General features: G+C 50.5%; 20 protein-coding genes and 1 pseudogene. 11 read left to right on the forward strand and 10 right to left on the reverse strand.

Annotated features, from left to right (window positions below; translation table 11 throughout):
* Window positions 1–22 precede the first annotated feature (22 nt).
* On the forward strand, window positions 23–1354 hold the full coding sequence (locus tag AC6I8E_RS21100) for a hypothetical protein (RefSeq protein WP_497824787.1): 1332 nt from the start codon (window positions 23–25) through the stop codon (window positions 1352–1354).
* 23 nt (window positions 1355–1377) lie between these two features.
* Here the strand turns inward: AC6I8E_RS21100 and AC6I8E_RS21105 are convergent, their stop codons facing one another.
* Window positions 1378–2262, reverse strand: a complete 885-nt coding sequence (locus AC6I8E_RS21105; RefSeq protein ID WP_187266188.1) for a LysR substrate-binding domain-containing protein — start codon at window positions 2260–2262, stop codon at window positions 1378–1380.
* A 110-nt stretch (window positions 2263–2372) separates the two neighbouring features.
* On the opposite strand from AC6I8E_RS21105, the gene gstA reads away from it, so the two are divergent.
* Entirely contained in the window at window positions 2373–2978 is a 606-nt protein-coding gene (gene gstA, locus AC6I8E_RS21110) for a glutathione transferase GstA (RefSeq protein ID WP_147788946.1), read from the forward strand.
* A 137-nt stretch (window positions 2979–3115) separates the two neighbouring features.
* Here the strand turns inward: gstA and AC6I8E_RS21115 are convergent, their stop codons facing one another.
* The gene (locus tag AC6I8E_RS21115; protein WP_497824788.1) at window positions 3116–3427 is read right to left on the reverse strand and encodes a cupin domain-containing protein; all 312 of its coding nucleotides are present in this window, start codon (window positions 3425–3427) and stop codon (window positions 3116–3118) included.
* A 313-nt stretch (window positions 3428–3740) separates the two neighbouring features.
* Window positions 3741–4289 carry a TetR/AcrR family transcriptional regulator gene (locus AC6I8E_RS21120; protein ID WP_497824789.1) on the reverse strand — a complete coding sequence of 183 codons (549 nt, stop codon included), beginning with the start codon at window positions 4287–4289 and terminating at the stop codon, window positions 3741–3743.
* Window positions 4290–4422: 133 nt separating this feature from the next.
* Here AC6I8E_RS21120 and AC6I8E_RS21125 point away from each other — a divergent pair, with 133 nt between their 5' ends.
* The 5 genes from AC6I8E_RS21125 to AC6I8E_RS21145 all read left to right on the forward strand — a co-directional run bounded on the left by AC6I8E_RS21125 (window position 4423) and on the right by AC6I8E_RS21145 (window position 8742).
* Window positions 4423–5508 (forward strand): alkene reductase, encoded by a 1086-nt coding sequence (locus tag AC6I8E_RS21125; protein WP_147788948.1) that lies wholly within the window; start codon window positions 4423–4425, stop codon window positions 5506–5508.
* Between the two features lie 72 nt (window positions 5509–5580).
* A complete protein-coding gene (locus AC6I8E_RS21130; RefSeq protein WP_497824790.1) occupies window positions 5581–6363 on the forward strand; it encodes an SDR family NAD(P)-dependent oxidoreductase in 783 nt (260 codons plus the stop codon).
* A 130-nt stretch (window positions 6364–6493) separates the two neighbouring features.
* Window positions 6494–7312, forward strand: coding sequence for an oxidoreductase (locus AC6I8E_RS21135; protein WP_497824791.1), 819 nt, complete (start codon window positions 6494–6496; stop codon window positions 7310–7312).
* Window positions 7313–7315: 3 nt separating this feature from the next.
* Window positions 7316–7708, forward strand: a complete 393-nt coding sequence (locus AC6I8E_RS21140; protein WP_313677522.1) for a hypothetical protein — start codon at window positions 7316–7318, stop codon at window positions 7706–7708.
* Window positions 7709–7722: 14 nt separating this feature from the next.
* On the forward strand, window positions 7723–8742 hold the full coding sequence (locus AC6I8E_RS21145) for an NADP-dependent oxidoreductase (RefSeq protein WP_313677520.1): 1020 nt from the start codon (window positions 7723–7725) through the stop codon (window positions 8740–8742).
* Window positions 8743–8931: 189 nt separating this feature from the next.
* On the opposite strand, the gene AC6I8E_RS21150 is transcribed toward AC6I8E_RS21145, so the two are convergent.
* The 5 genes from AC6I8E_RS21150 to AC6I8E_RS21170 form a co-directional block, all read right to left on the reverse strand.
* Window positions 8932–10002 (reverse strand): serine hydrolase domain-containing protein, encoded by a 1071-nt coding sequence (locus AC6I8E_RS21150; RefSeq protein ID WP_370422812.1) that lies wholly within the window; start codon window positions 10000–10002, stop codon window positions 8932–8934.
* Between the two features lie 674 nt (window positions 10003–10676).
* Complete coding sequence (locus AC6I8E_RS21155) at window positions 10677–11987, reverse strand: MFS transporter (RefSeq protein ID WP_497824792.1); 1311 nt, start codon at window positions 11985–11987, stop codon at window positions 10677–10679.
* On the reverse strand, window positions 11980–12615 hold the full coding sequence (locus tag AC6I8E_RS21160) for a hypothetical protein (RefSeq protein WP_497824793.1): 636 nt from the start codon (window positions 12613–12615) through the stop codon (window positions 11980–11982). Before AC6I8E_RS21160 ends, AC6I8E_RS21155 begins: the two co-directional genes overlap by 8 nt.
* Window positions 12615–13946 carry an amidase gene (locus AC6I8E_RS21165; RefSeq protein WP_497824794.1) on the reverse strand — a complete coding sequence of 444 codons (1332 nt, stop codon included), beginning with the start codon at window positions 13944–13946 and terminating at the stop codon, window positions 12615–12617. The genes AC6I8E_RS21160 and AC6I8E_RS21165 overlap by 1 nt, the downstream gene beginning before the upstream one ends.
* Before the next feature lie 11 nt (window positions 13947–13957).
* Window positions 13958–14638, reverse strand: coding sequence for a DUF2848 domain-containing protein (locus AC6I8E_RS21170; protein WP_497824795.1), 681 nt, complete (start codon window positions 14636–14638; stop codon window positions 13958–13960).
* A gap of 112 nt (window positions 14639–14750) precedes the next feature.
* Between AC6I8E_RS21170 and AC6I8E_RS21175 the strand changes: the two genes are divergently transcribed.
* Both AC6I8E_RS21175 and AC6I8E_RS21180 read left to right on the forward strand, forming a co-directional pair.
* On the forward strand, window positions 14751–15425 hold the full coding sequence (locus AC6I8E_RS21175; RefSeq protein WP_418163189.1) for a GntR family transcriptional regulator: 675 nt from the start codon (window positions 14751–14753) through the stop codon (window positions 15423–15425).
* A gap of 740 nt (window positions 15426–16165) precedes the next feature.
* On the forward strand, window positions 16166–16723 hold the full coding sequence (locus AC6I8E_RS21180) for a GNAT family N-acetyltransferase (RefSeq protein WP_041456465.1): 558 nt from the start codon (window positions 16166–16168) through the stop codon (window positions 16721–16723).
* Window positions 16724–16901: 178 nt separating this feature from the next.
* Here AC6I8E_RS21180 and AC6I8E_RS21185 read toward each other — a convergent pair whose 3' ends face one another.
* Window positions 16902–18068 carry a methyl-accepting chemotaxis protein gene (locus AC6I8E_RS21185; RefSeq protein WP_201251486.1) on the reverse strand — a complete coding sequence of 389 codons (1167 nt, stop codon included), beginning with the start codon at window positions 18066–18068 and terminating at the stop codon, window positions 16902–16904.
* Window positions 18069–18773: 705 nt separating this feature from the next.
* On the opposite strand from AC6I8E_RS21185, the gene AC6I8E_RS21190 reads away from it, so the two are divergent.
* Both AC6I8E_RS21190 and AC6I8E_RS21195 read left to right on the forward strand, forming a co-directional pair.
* Window positions 18774–20414 carry a methyl-accepting chemotaxis protein gene (locus AC6I8E_RS21190; protein ID WP_013196052.1) on the forward strand — a complete coding sequence of 547 codons (1641 nt, stop codon included), beginning with the start codon at window positions 18774–18776 and terminating at the stop codon, window positions 20412–20414.
* 1001 nt (window positions 20415–21415) lie between these two features.
* Window positions 21416–21595, forward strand: a complete 180-nt coding sequence (locus AC6I8E_RS21195) for a hypothetical protein (protein WP_313677510.1) — start codon at window positions 21416–21418, stop codon at window positions 21593–21595.
* A 27-nt stretch (window positions 21596–21622) separates the two neighbouring features.
* Here the strand turns inward: AC6I8E_RS21195 and AC6I8E_RS21200 are convergent.
* Window positions 21623–22960, reverse strand: a pseudogene (locus AC6I8E_RS21200) (HEPN/Toprim-associated domain-containing protein).
* Window positions 22961–23287: the final 327 nt, after the last annotated feature.

Here is a 23287-nt window from a genome sequence, read left to right on the forward strand (position 1 = left end):
CGAAGCCAGCCGTCTGCAGCCTTTGCGCTGCAGCTACTATTTTCTCAAAGAGAGCCTGGATCAGGGTTACGTTCCCGCCAGTGTGCCACCGGGGCACGTGCTGATTGCTAACCTGCCGCCACTGGCAGACAACGACGTCAGCACCTATAAATTCGGCTGGGACGTGGGAGACAGTCTGGCGCTTCAGCGCAGCTGGGAGAAAATCGACCCGGTCCGGCGTGCGCAGTTTAAGGTCGTCTCTGGCACACGCAACGTCATCGTCGGTGGTCAGACACGTCGTGAGAACACCACCCGCGTCAATGACAGCATCCTGCAAACCCTGACTGATCTCTCTGAACTGGATCGACTGCCCTGTCTGATGACCCTTGAGACCGCACATAGCACGCCCGGGCTGATGGCATATATCCGGCAGCATCCCTTTATCAACGAACTACACTGGCAGTCCGCCGTGGTCAGCGCGATCGATGTCGCGGCAACCCGCCTGTCGCGCCTGATTCTGAACCCGAAAGGCGTGAGCCATGTGCGGCTGAATCCTGATCTCGCCCTGCTGTCACTCACCGCAACACCCTCGTCAGATTTACAGGTAGAGACGCATCAGGAAGGTCGTAACCTCTGTCTGCAATGTTCACTGGGTTTGCCGTTACTGCAGGGCCTGGATCGGCTCGGGGCGTTGTCACTGACGGGCGTAAGAGCGATCGATCTGGCACCTGTAGTGGAGCGTTTTCCCTGTCTGACTGAGTTGCGTCTCTGGGGGAACCCCGGCGTGGTCAGCCAAATGCAGAGTATTGCTGCACTGCCACTGTTGCAGATGCTGACCCTCTCCAACATTTTTGGCTTTAGCGCGGCCGACTTTCCCCGTCCCGGACAGTTGCCGAATCTCTCCAGCCTGTGGATGACCAGCGTCCCGTCTGATTTGGTGAGTTATGTCAGAATCGCTTATAAGCAGGCGACAACGCTGGGGCTGGACCTCTCGTTGAGTAAGGCCCGCAAGCCGGAGTGGCTGACTGAAAACCTGCATAATCCGTTACGCGACTGGGATGGTCGCGAACATATTTCGGCCACGCATGCCCGAAAAGCGGCGCTGGCTTACAAAAACCTGCGGACTGCGACACAGAATATTACCAGCAACATGGATGTTGCAGCCCTGTTGACGGCCGCCGTAACCGCCTACTCCGAAGCCTTTAATCTCATCGACCGGCGTTCGAAGGCGATCGAGACCGTGGAACGTGAAGAGATTTACAGTGTGTTGTTCGATGTCCTGAATCCGCTGGAGCAGAAGCTGGGCGAACAAGGCGCTTCACTTGTGAATCAGTCGCGTCTTTACCAGCTGTTCGACCAGATACGCGGATTCTGAGGTTTAGGTCTTCTACGGCCGGGTCACGAAGCCGCTTCCTTACTCAGCCTTTTGCGCATACCTTTCAGCAGTGCCTGCGTCACATCAGAAGCCTTTCCGGAGAGCGAACAAACCAGTCCGAACTCGCGGTGTATCGCAGGGGTTATCGGCACGACAGACAGGCCGCGCCGTTCTGCCGGCAGGGCTGATTCGGGAACCAGCGCAACACCCATGTTCTCACGTACCAGCATGCAGGCGCTGATCCAGTCGCGAACTTTTATGCGCACGTCAGAGAGCTGGAGCCCCGCCTGTTCGATCAGGCTTTTGCCATTCACCACGCACCCGCCTGTTGCCAGCACAAAGGGCTGGTCTGCCAGTTCCTGCAATGTTATCCCGTTCGCGCCAGACTGCGGGTAGCTGACTGGCATCACCGCGACCCATGCGTCCCGGCCTAATATCACATCTGCACGTCCGGGCGCGGGATTCATCACCACTCCCAGCTCAACGGTGTCTGCTGCGAGCCACTCCTCAACTTCCTCGTCTGTTCCTTCAAGCACCACAACCTCGATGCCCGGATAGAGACGCCTGACGTTCCGCAACAGGCCAGGCAGAAGTGTGGAGGTCACAGAGGGAAAGCTGGCAAGCCTGATACGCCCGCCCTGTAACCCCCGACTCTCATCAGCAAGCTCACGGATCGCATTGAGCTGCACCAGCATTGTTCGCGCATGTTCAATCACCTGTTCACCCAGCGCGGTGACACTGATGTGCCGACGCTCACGCACAAACACCGGGAACCCGAGTGACGACTCCAGCTGGGCAATCGCCTGGCTGGCAGCGGACTGGGTCATGCCTGTCGCTTCAGCGGCACGTGAGATGTTTCGGACGTCGGCCACGGCCACCATCAGGCGCCAGTGCACAAGATTCATCATCTTTATCAGTAGCTCGGCTAATAGTTGACTTATGAATCATTAATTTTACAGCAGCATTCAGGTTAAACATAGTATGTCGGGGAACAGCACTCATTCTTAACGGAGAACCGATGAAACTTTACTACGCCCCGTCTACCTGCTCGCTTTCACCTCACATCGTGCTGCGCGAGCTGGCACTGGAGTTTGAACTGATCAGAGTCAATAACAGGAGCAAACTCACCGCTGACGGTCGCGATTTTCGCCTCATCAATCCTAAAGGCTATGTCGCTGCGCTGGAGCTGGATGATGGTCAGATACTGACTGAAGGGCCGGCGATTGTGCAGTATCTTGCCGATCTGATGCCACAAAGCGGGCTGGCACCACCAGCAGGAAGCTGGGAGCGGGTTCGGCTGCAGGAGTGGCTTAACTTCATCAGCAGCGAAATCCACGCGGGGTCCGCGCTCTTGTTCAATACGACACTTCCAGACGCTGTTCTGGCAATCTTTCGTGAGAAGCTCTTTAAACGATTCGACTATCTGCAGGAGGTGCTGACGGATAAAACGTATCTGATGGGGGAGTCATTCAGCGTTGCCGATACTTACCTTTTTACCGTACTGGGCTGGTGCAAGTACTTCAATATTGAACTCGATCGCTGGTCTGCGCTGGTGGCTTACAGGGCAGCGATCAATACGCGCCCTGCTGTTCAGGCAGCCTTACTGGCAGAGACGTTACAGTAAATCCGGCATCGTTTTCGCCATAATGGGATACATAGCAGGTCTGATCTGCTCAGATGCTTACATCTTGCCTACAGGGCGCCTGATAGACAAAGCGGACACTGACATCCGGCTTTGCCGGCTAACGGAGCAGACCTTAATCAAACGGAACCCTCTTTTTCAATGACCAGCACGCGGGCGACACCTTGCGGACGCGCAATATGTTCTGTCCCTTCGCTGGCATAGAAAATATCATTTGTGTTGAGTTCCCTGCTTTTGATCTCACCGTTTTCTTTGTATTGCATCTCAACACACCCATCCATGACAGCAAAAACCTCCTGTCCGTCATTGATGTGCCATTTATAGGGCTGATCGGTCCAGTGAAGTTTCACGCTGATATTGTCGAAGCTGGCAATGTGTTGAGCATCCCAGGCTTTTGAGCCGGTAAATGCTTTACTGCGATAAAAGTTCATCTTTTCTCTCTCACAAACGTGATTTAACGTCATGAATAGCAGAGAGCGTTGATGGGTTCTACACGCTTGCCGTATTTTGTCCTGATTTGTCCCTGGGTTGTCCGTTTGATGGCAAAGCTGGGATGTGGGATCAGAGAACGAGGGGCCGGAAAATGTGATGCTCTTAGAATCAGGGCGTTTCGAAGTCCGAATCCTGTTTTTTATCAGATGACTGCCTGATGATCTCTGTGTATGGCTAACGCACTCTTACGGAAGATCCCAGACCCGGGACAGAGCCGACGTCCGCTTCGTGCCAGAAGCAGACGTTGGCAGTTCAATCCTCACAGGCATCCTGACGGAGGAGACGCATGCGGCACACGTCCAGAATTTCGTCAGCAAGAGCGGAATTATCCGGGCAGGCTCGGGATAGCACCAGGGCACCGACAAGATGCGCTATGGTATCTATCAGGTCTGTGCGCGTTTCATGTTCATTTTCTAAAACTGCCAACTGACGTTCAATTCCGGCGGCAAACGTCTCCCTGATTGATTCAGACTGCCGGGCTGTATCGGCACCCAGTGCCGACATCACGCAGCCTTTGCCCCTATCATCGCGATGCGGTCGGGAGAGGTAGTATTCAATAAATCTTTCCCGGTCCACACCTGCCGTGCTTTCTGCTGAACGCGTGAAACCGCAGTTCATTGACTCCGTCATCAGGTCAGCCTTAGAGCCAAAGTGTTTGTAGAAACCGCCGTGGGTTAACCCTGCCGCTGACATCAGTTCTGCAACGCCTACGCCGTCAAAACCGCGTTCACGAAAAAGTTCTGAAGCCGTTTCAACAATGCGTGTCCGGTTTTCCCGAACCTGCTCTTTTGACACTTTCATGCTTTGCTACACCTCTCAAAAATAGGGGCTAAGTATACATTGATGATGATCATAATCAAAACATTTGACTTTATAGATTATGATCATCATCATTAATTTGACCTTTTACCTACCACTTAGCTAGAGAATAATCATGACGATATTGTTTCAACCTTATGATCTCGGCCCAATAACACTTGCCAATCATATCGTGATGGCACCGCTGACGCGTAACCGGGCCGGAGCCGGTCTGGTACCCAGCGAACTGGCGGCGACCTACTATGCCCAGCGCGCCACAGCAGGCTTGTTGATTACTGAAGCCACGCAGATCTCCGCCCAGGCGCAGGGCTATCAGGATACGCCGGGTATCTATACACAGGCTCAAATTGATGGCTGGCGCAAAGTAACGGATGCGGTGCATGCAAAAGGTGGGCGCATATTTGTACAGTTATGGCACGTAGGACGAATTTCGCATGTCGATTTACAACCGGGCGGCGCTGCGCCCGTCGCCCCGTCCGCTATCCGTGCCATGACCAAGACCTTTGTGAACAATGGTTTTACGGACGTCTCTGAACCACGTGCGCTTGAGCTGCAGGAAATACCGGGGATTATCGACGATTTCAGAAAAGCTGCCGCCAATGCCATTGCCGCCGGCTTTGACGGCGTTGAGATCCACGGTGCAAATGGTTATCTGCTGGAACAATTCCTGAAAGATGGCGCAAACCAGCGTAATGATGAATACGGCGGCTCTGTCGAAAATCGTGCGCGCTTGCTGCTGGAAGTCACGGCGGCAGTAAAGGATGAGATTGGCGCAGAACGCACTGGCGTACGCATTTCACCAGTTTCACCAGCTAATGCGATTTCGTGCAGTGATCCGCAGCCACAATATGACTACCTCGCTGAACAACTCAATGCATTAGGTATTGTGTACCTCCATGTGGTTGAAGGTGCTACGGGCGGCCCGCGAGATGTATCACCGTTCGATTACGACGCACTACGCCAGCGCTTTAAAAACACCTGGATCGGCAACAATGGCTATGACCTGGCGCTGGCGTCCACTCAACTTGCGCAAGGCAAAGCCGAACTGTTCGCGTTCGGTCGCCCGTTCATCTCCAATCCAGATCTGGTCGAAAGGCTGAAGACGGGCGCACCTCTGGTCCCAATCAATCCTGAAACACTCTATGGCGGTGGTGCCCAAGGCTACACCGATTATCCGTCGCTTGCCGAGAGCAGCAAGTAGATCTGTGGTGTCACGGTTCTACTTATATCGCGCAGTGCGAATTCTGTTCACACATCATAAAAGAAGATCGACATGACTAAAGTTTCAGTTCTCATTACAGGTGCCTCCACGGGTATTGGTGCTGGCTACGCAGAACGGTTTGCCCGCCGGGGTCACGACCTTGTTCTGGTTGCACGTGACAAAGCGAAGTTAGAGATACTGGCCGAGCGTCTGCAACAGGAAAATGACATTTCTGTCGACGTTCTGCCTGCCGACCTCACGAAAACGAGTGATCTAGCGCTGGTTGAAGCTCGCCTGCGTGAAGACACACAGATTGGCATTCTTATCAATAACGCGGGTATCGCGCAGTCAGGTAGTTTTGCAGAGCAAACGCCTGAATCCATAGAAAGTCTCATCGCACTCAACGTCACTGCCCTGACAAGGCTTGCCAGTGCCGTGACGCCGCGGTTTGTGCAGGCGGGTGAAGGGTCAATCGTCAACATTGGTTCGGTAGTAGGCCTGGCCCCGGAATTTGCCATGACAGTGTACGGCGCAACCAAAGCCTTTGTTCTTTTCCTGTCTCAGGGAATGAATGTAGAGCTGTCATCTAAAGGCATATATATTCAGGCTGTGCTCCCTGCCGGCACTTACACGGAAATTTGGGACCGTGCGGGTATCGATATCAGTAACGCGGCACAATTCATGAAAGTTGGCGAGTTAGTGGATGCCGCACTGGTTGGCTTTGATCGCCGTGAGCTTGTCACCATCCCACCACTACAGATGGCTGAACGTTGGGACACTCTCGATACCTCGCGTCAAACTCTGCTTTCTGACATCAAACAAGATGAAGTTGCTGAACGATATAAAGCACTTTAGTCAATCAGGTACGCTCAGCAGAACGCCCTTTGGGCTGTTCTGCTGAGAACAAACCCTATCCCCATGCATTACAGCGTGACGTCTCATCAGCGATGAGCATTCCCAAACACATCGTGAGGCCTTATTCAGTATGGCAAAAAAACGTGTAGCACTGGTTACCGGTGCGTCCTCAGGCATCGGCGAAGCGTCGGCTATTAAATTTTTAGCAGCGGGGTATACGGTATATGGCACGAGTCGGCGTGGCTCCATGGAAGGAACGCATCCGTTTCCCTTGCTGACGCTTGATGTAACAGACGGCGCTTCTGTCAGGGCCGCCATTGAGAAGTTACTTCGTCTGGAGGGACGAATCGATCGTCTGGTTAATAATGCAGGCTTTGGGATCGCACCAGCCGCTGCGGAAGAAAGTTCTGTCGAACAGGCAAGACTTATGTTCGACACCAACTTTTTGGGCATCGTCAGGTTGACTCGGGCGGTGATCCCTCACATGCGCCGCCAGGGCAGCGGGCGCATTATTAACATCGGCTCGATACTTGGGGTCGTTCCGTTTCCGTATGTGGCACTTTATGCTGCCAGTAAGTATGCGGTCGAGGGGTATACGGGGGCACTGGATCATGAATTACGCACGCAGGGTATTCGGGTTTCTGTCATCGAACCTGCTTACATGAAAACGCAGTTTGAAGCCAATACGATAGAGCCGGATGCCAAGCTTGAAGAGTATGACCTGATCCGGGCTAAGTTGGCAAAAGTGCTTAGCAAGGCCATGACCGAAGCGGAAAGCCCTGAGATAGTAGGTGAAGTTGTGGTTAAAGCCGCTCAGGCTTTACATCCAAAAGTGCGATACACGGCGGGAACGCTGGCCGGTAAATTGAATTTTCTCCTCAGGGTCGCGCCTGCCTCATTCCTGGATAAGGTCGTGCGTAAAAATCTTCAGCTGGATGCGAAAGGTTAAAAAATGAAATTTTCTCAACTGGCTGTTCTGACTGCGGTTTTGTTTTTCATCCTGGCCACGGCATGGATGTTTTTCCCGGAACAGCTTTTAACGCAATGGGGCATTGAGCCCACGCCAGGTACTGACGTTATTTGTCGCCGCTCGGCCGCATTTTTTGCAGGAATAAGCGTGATGTGTTTCTTAGCCAGAAATGCCGAGCCTTCCCCGGTCCGTTATGCTCTGGCCGCGGGCATCAGCACAACAGCGTTTATTTCAGCCGTGCTGGGCATCGCTGAATGGCGTGAAGGGCACGTTAGCGGGCAGATCCTTTTTGCCGTATTAATCGAGCTGTTCCTTGGTACCGCTTTTTTACTCAGCAACAAGCCCCCTGTGAAAAATGTTACTGGCAAATATTAAAGGGTAAAGACCAAATGAAAAGCAGGACGATGAAAGCCTTTACGTTTAAACGTTATGGTAAATCCCCTGATCAGGGATTCGATAACGTGGATTTTCCTTCCCCCGGTGCTGATGAAATCCTGGTGAAGGTACACGCTGTTGGCCTTAACCCCATTGACAACATGATCCCAACCGGAATGTTTAAGCCGGTATTGCATTTTAAACTCCCTGCGACGCTGGGAAGTGATTTGGCCGGTGTCGTCGTTGCAGTGGGGGCTCGTGTGACCCGTTTTATCCCGGGTGACGCAATTTTTGCCAGTATTTTCGATACGGGAATGGGCTCTCTGGCCGAATTTGTTGTGGTTCCTGAAAGTCTGGCTGCTCTTAAACCGGCAAATCTGGATTTTGTGCAGGCAGCTTCACTTCCGATGGTGAGCCTCACATCCTGGCAGGCGTTCACAGAGCGAGCGAATCTGCAGCCTGGACAGAAGGTTTTCATCCCGGCAGGGTCCGGAGGAATTGGGAGCTTTGCGATCCAACTGGCCAGGCTCCTTGGTGCGAAGGTAGGAACAACAACAAGTTCAGTAAACGTCGAGTGGGTAAATCGTCTTGGCGCAGATGAAGTAGTCGACTATAAAAATCAGGAATTTGAAAATGTACTGAGTGACTACGATATTGTTCTGGGCACTGTGAGAGGGAATGCAATTGAAAAGTCCACTCAAACTCTTAAACCAGGCGGAAAGATCATTTCTCTCATCGGGCCGTTAGATGCCGCGTTCGCACAGGCCCGGGGATTGAACTTCTTACTGCGTTTTGTGTTCTGGCTGATGAGTCGTAAGATTATAAGTCTTACGAAAAAACGAAGCCTGACCTATTCATTTTTCTTCGTTCGACCTGACGGCGCTCAATTAACTCAAATAAGCAAACTCACAGAAGCGGAACACATCATCCCTGTGATCGATAAGGTTTTTCCCTTTGCAGCGACAAAGGATGCTCTTGACTATCTTGCCCGGGGACATGCGAAGGGCAAAGTTGTTGTTATGTTACAAGAGTGACAACAATGACGGTTTGCGTCTGCCCACGATAAGAGATAACCGCTCAAGTCTGTTGCCTCAGGAACTAAATCCACTGCCTCATGGAAGAGATGCGGCATGGCCGCTTTTCGCTCATAGCGGACATTGACCTACGTATCAGCCCGCTTGGTGCCAGAAGCGGACGTTATGACGGTGTTCAGAAAAAATTAATTAATATCCAAAGTCACTTTGAGAATCATAGTCATTCAGGTCTATATTGAGTAGCAATTCTGATGCATGATAAGCGGCTTTCCCAGCGTTAAAATCATCTCTATTTGAAAGCACAACTACTGTTAACTTTGAATTAACATGTCTGACGAAAAATGAAGCGTAGCCTATCCAGCTTCCTGAGTGCAACAGGCTTTTTTCTTTAAAATCATGCTGAACAAATAAACCTGATCCATAAGCCTGATAACTCGCAACCCTAGAATTAACATCAGCTATTAGTTCATCGAAAGGATCAGAAATCATGTCTATTATCTTGCTATTTCCTGATTTAACACTTGAGAAATTCCCACCCCATTTCATCAAATCTTCTGGTGTAGAGTAAACAGCCCCATCGCCAGTTTGTGTCCATAAGCTTTCATTATGTTCATAACATCCTGTCAACTCCGAAGGACTATATCCTTTAGCTGTTTCTATTTCGATAGGGTACGATTCGTTATAAAACGTATCATTCATATTGAGGGGTGTGAAAATCATATCACGCGCAAATTGTGATATTTTTCTGCCTGTAACTCTTTCAATTATAATTGAAAGGAGGAAATAGTTCGTATTGGAGTAAGCGAATTTATGCCCTGCGATAAAATCTGGCTTACTGCAATCGCAGACGTCTTTCAAACTTTCTGTTGGAGACAAGCTTCCAGATAGTGAAATACCTCTTTCTTCCGCTATGTCGATATAATCTTTTAATCCACTTGTATGGTGAATTAGATTGTCGATTTTTATAAGGCTGGCATAGTCAGGAAGCTCCGGTATGAATTTTTTTATAGTATCATTTAAAGAAATTCGACCTTCGCTTTCTAATAAGTGAATACAAAAAGCAGTGAATTGCTTTGAAAGTGAGGCGATGTTAAACACCGTTTTTTTACTAACATCAATACCTTTTTCTACATCAGCCTTACCGCGCCCCAGATAATACTCATTGCCGTCATCAAATCTGGCCATGAGAACGACACCCGGTTCATCATCACAAACTTCATTTAACAAAACACCCAGCTTCTCATTTAGCTGTAAATTCATATTATAAAATCCTTTTATTAACCGATAAGTAAAAATGCCAACTGTGAATCAATATTCAAAATAACTAATTATACATATTTACACCCGATTATTATCGTAACATATTACAATCACTTGATGTTATCAGTATAAAACAAATGTCCGCTTCTCGCTCACAGCGGACCTTGCAGCACGTATGTACGCTTTGTGCCAGAAGCCGACATTCAAAAGAGCATGTTTGGGATGCCTTCCTGAAGAAACGACGCATGGTGTTTATTTACGTAGGGTAATTGACAACGCTAAAAAAACAGCGCGGGAGAAAGCATAGACAGTGTTCAGAAAAGTTAAGAATTGCATGCTTCGGGCAAGTGGTTTGCTTTTGTAAATTGAGTAAGCTCATCAGCGTTGTTCTGTCATCTCAGCGAGGTGCTTTTCCCTTTCAGGAAATCAGATGTCCCGTGATTTGATAGCCTGACATCCGTACGCTCTGTGCCAGCGGCAGACTTCTAAGCAGCAACCAGTCGTTCATATAATTAAGTGATTAAACACATGAAAATCATGTTTTAACGTAAGGTATATTTATGCGCTCTTGAATTCAGGCATGAAAATAAAGGCGAAATTCCAGTTTCCCTTTCGAAGATAGAGATACCTTCGCTGGGCTGAACAGATAATGGCAATCCTTCGCCATGACAACCTTAATCCTGACGATGAGCCGTCTCTTTAGCTTTCCACAAAGCGAATAGCGTAATCGCCAGCGCGAAACTGACGTACAAAGAAACCCACAGCGTACTGCCCGTCTCTTTATATAACGTAGTGATGATCAGGGGCGCAAAACCACCGCCGACAATTCCCGCCAGGGTGTATGCCAGGGATGAACCCGCGTAACGCACATGACCTGGGAACTGCTCAGTGACAAACGCTGCCTGCGGTCCGTACATCATCGCGTGGATCAGCAAACCGCCAATCACCGCCAGCACGATCAGCACCGGATGCGAGCTATCGAGCAACACAAAGAACAGAAAAGACCAGACAACCGCCAGCAGCGCACCGGTAATGTAAACCGGGCGTCGCCCCCACTTATCTGAAAGCGCGCCAAACATCGGCACCGTGATCGCGTTAACTATTGCGCCTAGCATCGTGGCCATTAATGCCAGCGGACGCGGTAATTGCAGCACGGTGGTGACGTAGGTCAGCGTAAAAACGACCACCAGCGCGTAAAGCACATCGGATCCGATACGCGATCCACCGGCAATGAATAACTGTTTCGGATAGTTTACGAAAACCTCTTTTAACGGCGTGTGCGTGGTTTTCTCTTGTTCCTGCATGGCGACAAAGGTTGGCGTCTCTTCCACACCGCGACGCAGCCACAGGCCAAAAATTACCAGTACCAGGCTTAGCAGGAAAGGAATGCGCCAGCCCCACGCCTGAAACTGATCGGCGCTCATCATTACTGTAACCAACGTAATAAAGCCAGTACCGATCAGCGTGCCGCAGGATGGGCCAACCTGCGCAAATGAGGCATTACGCCCGCGTTTGTTCGCGTCGCCATGCTCCATCGATAACAACACGGCCCCTGCCCATTCGCCGCCCAGCGCGATGCCCTGTACAAACCGCAGTGCGACTAACAGAACAGGGCTCCAGATGCCCCAGACCGCATAGCCCGGCAGCAAGCCCATTAACGCCGTGGTAACGCCCATAATCAACAGCGTGATGATCAACACCGCTTTGCGCCCCGCGACATCGCCAAGGTGGCCGAACACGAAGCCCCCTAGCGGACGTGAAATATAGCCTACCGCATAGGTTGAAAACGCCAGAATGGTACCGACCAGCGGATCGAAGCTGGGGAAAAAGACATGGTTAAACACCAGCGCGGCCATGATGTTGTAAACGGTAAAGTCGTACCACTCGAGCGCGGTGCCAATCGAACTGGCAGCAGCCAGACGCCCGGTCTTCGATTTGGTACGCACTGCGCCTGCCGCATGGTGCAGAGAATCGGTATCAGCCATGGGTCAGCTCCTGTTTTGTTAACCGCCAGTTGAGGGCATAACGCTGTATATCTCCCGCAAATGCCTGTGCCGCGGCAGCAGCCAGGCGATCGCAGCACAGTGCATCGCTGCAATGAATCAGCAGCATCGGCTGCATTTTCCGATGATCCTGGCTTTCTTTCGGTAATGGCGAACTCAGGACGCTGTCTGGCATCAGCACGCTGGATGAGATGTAGCCCGGCGTCTGGCTTATTTGCTGCTGCCAGGCGCTTAGCGCGCTGTCATTGATCGCTTGCAGCGTCAACACAGCTAACTGATTGCCCGTGCCTTTGCCATGCTTGTGCACTACTGCGCTCACCCGGCGCATGGGATTCACCATTTTTTGCAGATTCTCTACCGACCATGCCGTCTGGTGCGTAAATGCGGCGTGATAATCGGCGCTGGTAAAGGCTTCCAGCGAATCGGTTTCATATAAACCGAGATATTTACGCTCAGCGTTTATTGCCTGATAGCGTGTACCGCTCAAAAATCCCGTAATGGCTACCCGCTCCTCTACGTGTTCATGGTCATACCACTGGTTAAAGTCAGCCTCATCTTCAGCGCCAATGTTGGTGGCGACATACAGCATGCCGTGGGGTTTAGTCATCATCAGGATCTCCGGTTAAGGGCAGTTTCCACAGCAAGCGACCAGCTGATCAGGCTGGCGTCATCACCATGAATCGAAGCAAGGCTCAGGCCAACCGGAGCAGAACCCGGTCGGTGGCAGGGCAAAGAGAGAGCACAGCCGTCCAGCATGTTGATAATGCTGGGATTGCGCAGCATCATCGCGTTAATCTCCATATAGCGCTGCGCATCATTGAGTGACGCGATAGTGGGCGCGACAAGCGGAACAGTTGGCATCAGTAACGCATCAAAATCACTCAGCGCTGCGTTGATGCGTTGTTGCCAGGCAGCACGCTGCTGGTAAAGTTCAGCTGCATCCTGCCCGGTGAGAAGGCTGCCGCGCTGGATGCGCGCCAGCACCTGGGGATCGTAAGTTTCAGGTTGTGCCTGCACGGTTTTTTTATGCCATTGCCAGGCTTCATAAGCCGTGATGCCGCCACGCGCATTCATATTGTTAAGCTCATTCAGCTCAGGCAACGTGATGTCGATAACTGTCGCACCCGCCTGCTTAAGACGTGTGATGGCATGCTGCCAGGCCTGCGCCACATGCTGATCCAGACCATCCAGCACGCGCGTTTGCGGCACGGCAAAGCGCGCGTTACGCAGATCCAGCAACTGTAAATCCAGCGGCCGATCGGCAATGATGCTATCCAGCAACCAGCAGCTGCGCACGTCGTCCGCGATCACGCCGATGCTGTCGAGTGAGGTCGAAAGCGGTAACGTTCCTCTCTGGTTGATGCGCTCTGCCGTGGGTTTGAAGCCAGTCAGGCCACAGAGTGCAGCAGGGATTCGTACCGAACCGCCGGTATCGGTGCCAACGGCACCAAGGCACATGCCCTCAGCAACCGCAACGGCCGCGCCAGAGGATGATCCGCCGGGAATACGCTGCTGCTCGCGCTGCCACGGATTGACTGGCGTGCCGTAATGTGGATTGATGCCTAAGCCCGAAAAAGCGAACTCCGTCATAGTGGTTTTACCGACAATAGCGGCACCTGCCAGCAGCAACTTATCGACGACGCTGGCATTAGCAACTGCCACTGGCGCATCGGCCAGTAAGCGTGAACCGGCCGTGGTCACCTCTCCCTGGACATCGAACAGATCTTTAATGCTGACAGGCAGTCCATCAATGGCACTTAACGCCTGCTTCGCCTGCCAGCGAGCATTTGCCGCGCTGCCCGAAGCTGCATAGCGTTGCGTGAACACCAATGAGCCCTGTTGTTCAGGATTTTGTGCGGCCTGCAACGCGGATTCAGTAAATGCTTCGGGCAAAGCATCACCGCTCTGCAACTGCTGACTGGCTTGCCAGAGTGTGGTCATCGGCAGTCTCCTTATGCCACCACCGGCAGCGCGCCGGTGGTGTAGGCGTGTTCCAGCGTGCGATTAAGCACCGGATCGTGCAGCGCCATGCGGAATTCGCTGGATGGCCGGATGCCGCCAATTGCGCCCAGCGTGCCGCAGGACATAGCAACGCCCTCTTCCGCGACACCGCCATTAAAATAGCGCGCGAGCAAATCCTGTGGTGTCAGCAGTGATGCCAGCGTGCCCTGCTGATAAATGACCCATTTACCCTGCTCTTTGATCCATGAGCTGAGTTCAAGCACATCCCAGTGTTCGGTAACGTCGTTCATACGCCACGCGACGCTGGCGACCGGCTTGATACACGCCTGCTTAGAGAGCGCAACGCTGAAGGTTTCCAGATGGCGGTCGGTATGATCAGACGTGAGTGAAACCCACAACTCGCCGCGATGCGAGAAGACGAATGGTTCGGCTTCGCCGGAGGTATGCTCGCCAACCACTTCAAGCTGTGATTGCTGGCTGAGTTGATTAACCGCAACCCGGTAAAAAAGTGGTACTGCACCGGGAGCGGGCACACCGAGCGCTTCTAATTCACGGATATGGTGCAACACGGCTTCACTGTCGCGGCCAGCCCAGCCAGCAATAATGAAATGTGTAACGTCCACGTTCAGTGTGGTAGCGGCTTTGTCGCCCGTAGAGAATCGCAACTGCATAAGAAAACCTCCGGTTTGAAATTACAGTGAAATTTCACAGTAATTTTAAACTAGCGATTTTCATGCCAGATTTTTGTTAAGATGTCTCATAGGTAAAAAAAGGAACGTGGTGATGAGTGAATCAGTGGCGGAAAATGTGAACCCAGGCAGCGCAGATAAAAGCCTTTCTCTTAATGAACAAGCCTATCTGGCTTTCAGGCACAAGCTCATTACGCTGCGTTACAAGCCTGGCGAATACCTTAACACCGCTCAGGTAATGGACGATCTGGCGATAGGCCGTACACCGGTTAATCAGGCGGTTCATCGCCTCGCAACCGAAGGTCTACTGCAAATTATCCCGCGTAAAGGAGTAATGGTGGCGCCATTATCGATTGATGACGCACTGGAGTTGATTGAAGTACGGCTGGTAAATGAAACGCTCTGTATTGAGCTTGGCAGCCAGAAGGTGACGGATACGCAGCTTCAGCGCCTGCGTCATCTTAATCAGCAAATTGATAAGGCGAGCCAGTTACGCAGCCGCGAACAGATGATGCTGCTGGATCGCGAGTTTCATCAGGTATTGGCTGAGATTGCCGATAATCGTCATCTTGCTGATATCCTTAGCGTGATTCATGCACAAGCGCAGCGTTTCTGGGCCACCACACTTTCCAACGTGGCGCATATGGATGAAGTGATCGCTGAGCATAATGAAATCATTGCGGCGCTGGAATCAGGCGATACGCAACGCGCAGCCGAAGCCGCACGTGCGCATATATTCTCATTTAAGCGCGCCTTACTTTCCGCTTAAAGGCCAGACCGCGTGCCGTCACAAGTCTGCCTTCTGACAGCGCCTGATCAATCAGGTGCTGAACTGGTTCCTGCTTATCCGCTACTAAGTCGCACCATTTTACCCGCGTCAGTGTAATGGCTTTGGTGCAAACGCCCAGATCATCAATCGTTGTGATGATGTGGGATCGCCCGGGCCATAATTAAACCGTCGACGTCTGCTCAGGCGTGCTGGCGACTACCGTCAGGCCTATGCCGGCCAATACATCCGCCACGAGTTTCCCCTGGCGACTGATACGCTCCACAGGGGCCGGTCATTGTCCTGTTGGATAGGGGTCGAATACGCTACAGCTGCACCCTGACGCCTGGCTAAAAAGCGGTCGTATGCCTGATCGATTAAGGTTTATCCATGACCGGGTTGCCGAGTGCGGCGCGCTGATGATGGTTATCGGCTAATACAGTCTTCAGGGCATCATCGGTGGCGCTCATGAGCATGATATGCCAGTAGGGAGGGTGTCGCCGGTTCACTATCTTGCCTGGCGCAATCGCGTTGAAATGGGGGCCCGCTCGCTCTGTGCCAGAAGCGGACCCCGTTACCCGCCCATTGGATTAAAATCTTTCGGTAATACTTTTAGCTGTACACGGCTCCTGCTTGTCATTGAGTAATCCATTCTTTCACTAGCCTGTTCTGTATAAATCGGATGCAATTTATTCCGGCGTGTGCTAAGTAAATCAATAGGTTGTATAAATGGAAGGGTGAAGATGCATATTGATGAAATTCCTGCTTATTTATTGCAACACGACCGTTTTTATCTGACTGCGCCAGACCTGAGTCGTTCAGAAGAAATGCAACGTAAACTAAATGAATTCAGTTCGTTTCATCATGAGTTTCTACTCTGGTCTCCTGGCTTTCATTCGTTTTCTTCAGTCAGGGAGAATATGTTGGAAGCAGCAGAAAACTTCCTGAATGACAGAGCAGAATATAAGTTTTTGATTATTGATTGTACGTCAGATGAGCTATTAGGTTGTATAAGCTTATTCATAAGAAATCGTGCTATTCCTTATTTCGAGATCGGGTACTGGCTTGCCACGGATGCGATGGGAAAAGGCATAATGCCCGAAGCATGCAAGCTGGCTACAAAAATAGCCTCGGAATTTTTTAACGCTATAAGAATCGAAATTCGCACTGCCCGACGTAACGTGCGCAGTCAGTCTGTTGCATTAAAGTGTGGGTTCAAACCTGAAGCCATATTAGCTTCTGATAGACTGGATAGCATGGGAGTGATTGACGATACCTTTATTTATAAATTCAGCAGCTGATTATATCGTGGCCTGAAGTTTCAGCATCTACTTAGTTACAAAAGCGGACAGAATAAGCAGCGGTATAATTGATTTGATCTGCCCACGTTAATAATTCGATTTTCTTTTAACTAAAGAGCACACTTCACAGGCGTAAACCTGGAAATGTGCTTTTGAACCTCATGCTGCACAATGCTCTTTAAAGGCGCGAAGAAGCATCAAGCCGGACCTGCAGGCGGCTTATGTTTTCTGTTATCTCAGCGGTTCTGTCTGCCAGTTCGCGAATTTCACTGGCAATGACAGAAAAGCCCCGTCCCTGAACGCCCGCTCTTGCGGCCTCAATGCTTGCGTTCAGTGAGATGAGTTTAATCTGGGCAGCGATGTTGGCATTTTCAGAGACTAAATCAGCAATTTCTCTGACAGAAGCCGCTGCGTCATCTCTTCGCTGACGTTCGCTATTATTCTGTACCTCCTGATCCTTTAACGTCTGTATATCAATCAGTGCACCGACCGCCCGCAGAGGTATACCGTCCTTGTCGCGTCGGGTCTGACCGCGAGCACGGAACCAACGGTAATTACCATTTTTGAGTCTGACACGGTATTCAACGTCATAACCTGTTGCACCTGAATGGTCGTTAAGGTGTTTAATGAAGGCATCCAGCGTATGCTGACTGTCGTCGGGATGAAGACGCGAAGCCCAGCTATCAATGACATCAGGGAATTCTTCAACCGTCTCAAATCCCAGCAATTTTCTGAACTGTGGAGACCACCAAAAAACGTTATTCGGGTGCAGAGCATCACCATTGATAATCTGGAGGTCCCAGAGTCCGTCATTCAGCATTTCACGCGAGAGGTTGAAGCGTGTCATCACAATGTCATATTCACTTTCATGCGTCTTATCATTGCTGATATTCAGCAGCGTCCCCGCCAGTCTCTGGCTGGTACCATCGGCGCTGCGTTCACGTTTTACCGCTACCTGAAACCATTCATAGCTGCCGCCTGCCGTCATAAAACGGCATTCATGTTTTGTACCCGGAGAAGGACCAGGCTGAGCATTTCGTAAAAGCTGTCTGAAATGATTTTTATCTTCATCATGAACAAGCGAACAGAGCGCCGACAGAGTGGAGAGATCGCCACTCCCACGTGGCAAACCCAATGGTGCAGCCGATGAAATCCATAATTTGGTGCTGTCGGTAATTTCTTTACCCTCACACATCCACAACAGCTCTGGCATCAGAGCCAGAAAACTGTCCATAGAGGCGGGTAACGTACTATCTGGCCGGAGCTCTTCAGCTGGCACTTCAGGTAATACCGGCAGCCTGGCCTCCTGAACGGAGGCAGGCTTTCCAAATAACTTGCCTAACATAATTGCTCCCTGTGAGTAAAAAATAATGACACTGATGTTATCGGCCGGATCACAAACAGCATAAGCAAAGTAAATAGTTAATTTTTCTACTGTTTAGCCTGGCGAATCTGTCTGCAGATAATTGAGAAAAGCACCTGACTTTAGTCCCTTGGTGTGTGGCTGGATTGTTCGACGTTATGAAGTAATACCGGTTACAACACTCCGGGAGCATCCAGCCCTGATAAAAATGTCCGCTTCTCGATTAAAGCGAACATCAATAGGGTTATGTTTCACGGAGATAAAGATTCCGGCAGAAGCACTCACCCTTTACCAACGGAAATGCATACGCTCGCTCAGGTGTAATCTTTCACCAGCAATAAAGTTTTCGATAAGCGAACCGATAAAAGCTATGCCTGTCGGTATGATTGCCTCTGTCACTGACAGCGTTTGTCCTCTAAGAAGCGGTTCCCGGCTTGATTGCTCTGTGTCGTTTTTTTTATTTCTGTCACCAGCCCTGCCGGGCAATACCCGTTTTAATCTTTACGAAATCAACAAAGTATGAACAGGTAAGTGCATCGATATGCATTCCCTGTAGTCCGACTTTTTGCGCAAGCCGCATACAGCAATAGCCCACAACAGCCTCTGAACGACCTTACAAAAATAAGAGAGAAGCGTTTTGCCCATGTAACGCTTTATTAAACAAACGTTATTTCAGTCAGGAACATTATGAACAACATCAGAATAGGCACGCGGCTTGGTGCTGCGTTTGCCTTCATCCTTCTTCTTCTGGTCATCGTTGCATTTACCGGATTTAGCCGCATTCAGTCTCTGGGAGAAACGGCGGATACGCTTGCCGGCAGCCGTTATCAGAAGGCCTCAGCTGCAACTAATCTGCGTTACTATTCAACTGACCTTAGCCGGCTGGTCCGTAACGTTGTTCTGGCAGATGCTCCTGACCGGAAGGCAGTCTTTAAAAAAGATTATGACAGGGTACATGATAAAATCACTGCGACGGTTGATCAGGTCGACGCCATGCTGAAGGCGCCCAAAAGCCGGGAGTTGATTGCATCAATCAGGAGCACCGGCACTCAGTATCTGGCCTTTTCTGATGATGTTGTCGCGCTGGGAATGGCGGGTAAGCGGGACGAGGCCGCGCAACTTCTTCTTGGTCCGCGCTACCAGACCCAGGTTGACTATCTGAAAACTATTGCAGACCTGGTCTCTTTTCAGGAAGAACAGATGCAAACGGCGCGCAGTGCTGCTGAAGATGAGCGAAATACGGCCACTATTCTGCTGACTTCGCTGAGTGCTGCCGCTGTTCTGCTAGCTGCGGCCGCAGCCTGGCTCATCACCCGCAGCATTACCCGCCCGTTGAACATAACGCTTGCTGCCGCACAACGCATCGCACGCGGCGACCTGAGCCAGGCTGTACCTGTCAGCGGACGGGATGAAACCGGCATGCTGCTCACCGCAGTGGCTGAGATGCAGGACTCGCTGGCGCAGACGGTCAGCACAGTACGCCGGAACGCCGAGAGCGTTGCCGCAGCCAGCCTGCAGATTGCGCAGGGGAACTCGGACCTGTCGCAGCGCACCGAGGAGCAGGCCAGCGCGCTGGAGCAGACGGCTGCTACCATGAGCGAGCTCAGCGTGACAGTCAGAAATAACGCCGACAATGCCCGCCAGGCGGCACAGCTTGCCGTCAACGTGAGGGAAGTCGCCCGTCAGGGCAACGAGGTCACTGCCGACATCTCCGGCACCATGAAATCTATCGGCGAAAGCTCCGGCCGGATTGCGGACATTACATCGGTGATTGACAGCATTGCCTTCCAGACCAACATACTGGCACTTAATGCGGCAGTAGAGGCAGCACGCGCAGGCGAACAGGGACGAGGTTTTGCCGTCGTCGCCGGTGAGGTACGCACGCTGGCCAGCCGCAGCGCCACGGCGGCCGGTGAAATCCGTCAGCTGATTGAGGCAAACTCGGCAAGCGTAAGTGCAGGCAGCATCCTGGCGAACCGATCTGTGACCACGATGGCAGATATCGTGTCATCGGTCGGCCAGTTAAGTGACACCGTTGAGGAAATTACCGCTGCAAGTGCCGAACAGGCCCGCGGTATTGAGCAGGTTGGCATCGCCGTAACTGAGATGGATGGTGTGACGCAGCAGAACGCCTCACTGGTCGAGGAATCGACGTCAGCCTCGCAGAGCCTGCGCGAACAGGCATCCCTGCTGCTGCAGTCGGTGTCGGTGTTCACGCTTGCGGCGGTCTCACCTCCCCCAGTCACCCGGCAAGCAATCGTATCTGTACCCGCCACAGTTAAGAAAGAAACGCCTGCTGATGCAGACGGAAACTGGACTACCTTCTGATATCCGGCTGCGTCCTGCGGGGCGCAGCCGCCCTCCTCTATCCGTAACATTTCTGTCGTACCGTGGACCTGCGCTATTACCATTTTCTTTAACAGAACAGCACGCCGGAAGTGAATAAAGAGCTTACTAATGTTGGTTTTGGGAGAGACCTTATCGTTTCATGGCCCGGTACAGGATAACGTTTAATCAAAATGGAAGAGATGCACGTCAGCGACGTCATGTCAGGAGCTGGACACGATAATGTCCATTAAAAATGATGGACATTTTTTTACGGACCCGAAGCGGGCCGGTCAGGCTGTTTAAACAGAACGTTTAAATGGCGACAACACAAATATCGATAACACAAATGGCGGAAATGGTGCGCCTGGAGCTTACGGATGAACAGCAGATTAAATAAGTTTTCACGTTGAGCATTTTAGTGTGATGGTTCTCAACTCTATGGAAAATGCGTGGGCAAATAAGGAAAAAAAATGTATTGCAGACTTCCCACCTGGTTCATCAAATAGCCGATGGCGGTAATGGTGATGCCGGTGGAAGTGGCTCTGCTGGAGGCAAAGGCGAGAATTGATGAAACGGCGGTAATGGTGATAGTTCTAATAACGGGGGAAATGGCGGCAAAGCGGGACCCGGCGGATTAGGCACTCAGGATTTACAGTAAGACAGCAACGGAGGTCACGACGGTTCTCCTGGAATAAACGGAACAAGCCTCGAAGTAGTGTTGCTGTTGAGAAAATAATCTGATGAACATCTGTCAGTCAGGGTGAAATCCGGCACTAAGACCTGATTTCGCCCTTGTTGACTTTCTGGATCTCAGAATGTCCGCTTTGTGCCAGAAGCGGACATTGCTGATATCAAAATGTGGTGTTCAACCGGGAATAGGTCAAACCTTCAGCTGACGATAATAGCAGATGCAGATATTTCGTTACCCGCACCAAATTATGTTGGCGTTCCCACTGTCGTGACACGACGCTGAGTGTTCCCAAACACACAGGAAACAGAAAATGAACGTGAATACTGAGATTTTGAAACTCTGGCAATCTAGGGGCGAAAACGAACGCACCGGATCCGATGCGGAGAGGGTTGCAGATATTGCTTGGGGGCAGGGGCTACAACTTCACCGCAACCGGCAGGTACATTACCAGCGAGTGATGTTCCTCATTGGCCATCGCAATATCGGCTAACTCATACAGGCCGCGCATGCGGCCTTTTTAGTCCGGATATTGAACATCTACTTCATTTTTTCGAATCTTTGATGAGATTTTTGAACACACCTTTATCAATGTATTCAATACAATAGCGAGCTTGGAAAAATCATATTTGCTAAAATCCTTACTCCCTGGTTTTAGTTTCATGAATTTTTTCGTGTAATAGTCTTTATTTTCCAGCGCACCTTGATAAGCATTGCTTTCCTTTTTGTAATTGGACCACCGGATTTGTGCTTCAACATAATCAGAAAATTTTAGATCCAGATAGCATTCAATCGCTACAGCCCGGCCATTAATGTTTTCATAGGTAATGCCGTGAGGACTAATAGCTGGAAATTGATTGAAATGAGGAAGGTCAGGAAGATGAATGCAATTAATATTGTGAGGCAATGCGAGTTTGCGGATCTTGTCATATGCTTCAATCCCTTCGCAATCATTATCTAACACGAAAACAATCAAGTTTTGAATGTCGATTTTTACGAGCCCCGCAGCGAACTTAACCAGATTTCCTGAACCAGTGAACGGGTACCCTTCACTCATGTCGATAAAATGGAAAAAATCTTCTATATCAGGCCGTAAGAGGTGCAATGCGTATTTGATGACGTTGGAGTCGGTGCTTCCCTCGGTGGCAATCAGGAATCTGTCACGTCTGCGAGCATTTACCTGAATATCTTTTATATTCGCATAACCAGCAGAAACTAGATCTCCGTAATCCCAAGTGACTGATTCATTATAATTATTGGGGTTTTCGGCCAAAAGTCGCATCACTGAGTATGGATGTAGTATGCTAACTAAAGTCCCAAAAGCAGTCTTTTCAGATCATGCATTATCAAAGTTATTGTCGAATTTGGGTATCCTGCTTAATAATTCAACATTATTAAATCGACCCATGATAAGTTCGCGTTCTTTTTCCCTATCTTCTAAGCTAATATAATCTTCGTTTAGTTCGCTAATGTTTACGCTCTTGATGAAGTTAACAAATTCATCAAAGCTCATCATGTTACTAATTGGCTTTGCATATTCCGGACAGGATTCGTTAAATTCCTCTTGGTATTCAATTGAATCTTTAACCATGAGTTCATACTCATAGCGTAAATTTTCAAGAGTGAAACCCAACAATTCCAATCGGTAGGCTACTTGCCCCAAAGGCTTACGCAACACAGTACGACTGAGGATGCCATCAGGAGTGTCGAAGTCCTCTCTTTCCTCTATTTGATCTTCATTTAATGGCTTGACGTGATGATCAGCACTTTGAAACAGGCCTCCATGATCTATACCCAGCGAATTCTTACTCCAATCTATCCCCATTCCTGACACTTCAAGAGAAATTACGGTACCCATAGTTCAACCTTTGAATGGCATTTTCCATTGTACCGGAATACTACCAATACACCGATTGGGCATCCATGATTTGAACTGGCTTTTAAATTCTGTTTCAAGCAAACTGGACTAACGTCACCCCGGTTGCGTCCGCTTCTCGCTCATGGCGGACATTTAGAACTCTTTACAGTTGATCGCGCTACGCCAATTCTATTGGAAATCCGCCATGGTTAACCTCAAAGCGTAAAAGTTGGCTGGGTATACCCAAATGTCATGGCTTAGTTGTTGTCATTATGAACTAACGTCAGCGCGAGCAGGCCCCTCGATTACGCTCTCAGCCAGGCGACA

It is taken from the genome of Pantoea sp. X-Soil-YNGN-785 (assembly GCF_059730585.1).